The sequence below is a fragment of the Methanobrevibacter sp. genome, from assembly GCF_045126245.1.
Lineage (GTDB): Archaea > Methanobacteriota > Methanobacteria > Methanobacteriales > Methanobacteriaceae > Methanocatella.
In genome coordinates, this window is record NZ_JBGVOG010000008.1 from 1 (window position 1) to 2,169 (window position 2,169).

3 protein-coding genes are annotated in these 2,169 nt (G+C 38.6%); 2 read left to right on the top strand and 1 reads right to left on the bottom strand.

Features of this window, described 5'->3' with window-relative positions; genetic code table 11:
* Both hemB and ACJMLZ_RS00550 read left to right on the top strand, forming a co-directional pair.
* Positions 1-913, top strand: a 913-nt coding sequence (gene hemB / locus ACJMLZ_RS00545; protein WP_405303370.1) for a porphobilinogen synthase, incomplete at its 5' end; no start/stop codon positions are given.
* Positions 914-1,792, top strand: a complete 879-nt coding sequence (locus ACJMLZ_RS00550; RefSeq protein WP_405303371.1) for a triphosphoribosyl-dephospho-CoA synthase — start codon at positions 914-916, stop codon at positions 1,790-1,792.
* A 14-nt stretch (positions 1,793-1,806) separates the two neighbouring features.
* Here the strand turns inward: ACJMLZ_RS00550 and ACJMLZ_RS00555 are convergent.
* Positions 1,807-2,169, bottom strand: a 363-nt coding sequence (locus tag ACJMLZ_RS00555) for a C-GCAxxG-C-C family protein (RefSeq protein WP_405303372.1), incomplete at its 5' end; no start/stop codon positions are given.

Genomic DNA, 2,169 nt, shown 5'->3' on the forward strand with positions numbered 1-2,169 from the left:
TTTGATATATCCGATTTATTTTAAAGAAGAGCTTACCGGAATGGAAAAGCAAGAAATTTCCTCTCTTCCAGGTGAATTCAGATATTCTTTGGATTCTGGCGTTGAATTTGCTAAACAGCTTGAAGCTAAAGGTTTAAAATCAATTATTGTATTTGGAATACCAAATGAGGATACTAAAGATGAAATAGCCACTCCAGATTATTCATCTACAGGAATTGTTCAAAAAGCCATTCGAAAACTCAAAAAAGAAACCAATCTGGTTATTATCAGTGATGTTTGTTTATGCCAGTACACTTCTCACGGTCATTGCGGTATGATTAGGGAAAATGATGATACGGATGATGGAATCGAAATATTGAATGATGAATCACTTCCATACATTGCCAAAGTTGCTCTTTCCCATGCGGAAGCCGGAGCGGATATCGTTGCGCCTTCAGACATGATGGATGGAAGAGTCGGCGCAATCAGGCAAACCTTGGATGATGAAGGATATGAGAATGTCATGATAATGTCCTATTCAGCCAAATACGCATCAGCATTTTATGAGCCATTCAGGGTTGCGGCTTGTTCATCACCTCACTTGGGCGATAGAAAATCCTATCAAATGGATCCTGGCAATGCCATTGAAGCGATTCGCGAATGTGAATTGGATGTCATTGAAGGAGCTGACTTTTTAATGGTAAAGCCGGCACTTCCATATCTTGATGTTGTTCGCATGGTTCGTGATGAATTCATGCTTCCTTTGGTTGCATATAATGTAAGCGGAGAATATTCCATGATAATGGCGGCCATTGAAAAGGGATATCTGACTGAAAGGGCCATTTTGGAATCTTTGCTTTCTATTAAAAGGGCAGGAGCAGACTTAATAATCACTAATTTCGCACCTTACTTGCTTTTAAATGATGTGATATAAATGGAAGCTAATGAAATTGCTAAAATTGCACAGATTGCCTCTGCTTTGGAGGTAAGCGGTTATCCAAAACCGGGTAATGTTCACAGAACCCGCGATTACGATGATATGGAATTTGAAGACTTTGTAATAAGCGGAATCGTAATCGGAGATGCAATCCGCGAGGCATGCAGTGATGTGGATGTTGAAAATCCTGAATTGGGAAAATATATTCTTCAGGCAGTGGCGGAAACTGACAGATGGATTAAAAACAACACCAATTTGGGCATTGTAATGATGACAACCCCAATTGCTGTTGCAGCAGCCATCAGTGATTCCTTTGATGAAATCAGAGAGAACGTAAAAGTTGTAATGGCCAACACTTCAGTTGATGATGCATGCGATTTATACGATGCAATCAATATCGCGGATGCCGGAGGAATGGGTGACCAGGACGAATATGATGTGTCAAGCGACAATGCTAAAAATGAATTGAGAGAAAATGGCCAGACCATGTTTGATGTTTTAAAAATTTCCGCTCCATGGGACATGCTGGCCCGTGAGATGACTTCAGACATGCCTGCTGTTTTTGAGATAGGATATCCCACTTATCATAAACTAAAAGAAGAAAAATCACAGAATGACGCCTGCGTATTGACATTTCTGACAATACTGTCACAAGTTCCGGATACTTTGATTTCAAGAAAATACGGTTCGGATGAGGCATTAAAAATCTCAATGATGACAAGGGATTTGCTTAACTTGAAAGATGAGGCTGATTTTAAGGACAAACTCAATGAGTTTGATGATTATCTCTTTAAAAATAAGTATAATCCTGGAACTACTGCAGATTTAACTGCAGCATCCATTTTTGTAAGTTATTTGAAATCTAATTTTGAATAACTTCTTTTTTTAATTTATTCATTTATTATTTCTTTTACAATTTTTGAAGCGGATTCAACCATTTTAGGACAAAATTCCTTAAATAAATTATTTTCCACTGCAGATTTAACGCCTTCGGGAGTTGAAATATCGCAGCCGAGCAGGTCATTGCAGATGTAGGATCCATTTTCGCTTTCAAATTCCTCTAAAAATCTTTCACAGACCTTATCTGATTTCTCTTTGCTTTCACCATATTTCAAACCTAAAACCATAAGTGCACCGGTGCATGCTCCGCAAACTTCTCCTTTTCTCATTCCACTTCCAAAACATGCTCCAATTTTCAATGCCAACTCTTTATCAAGACCCAATGCCGGTGAAAATGCAGCAAATACTGCCTG

What these genes read in the sequence shown, in the direction of transcription:
- ACJMLZ_RS00550 (WP_405303371.1), top strand. Translation starts at nt 914, where the DNA reads ATGGAAGCTAATGAAATTGCTAAAATTGCACAGATTGCCTCTGCTTTG.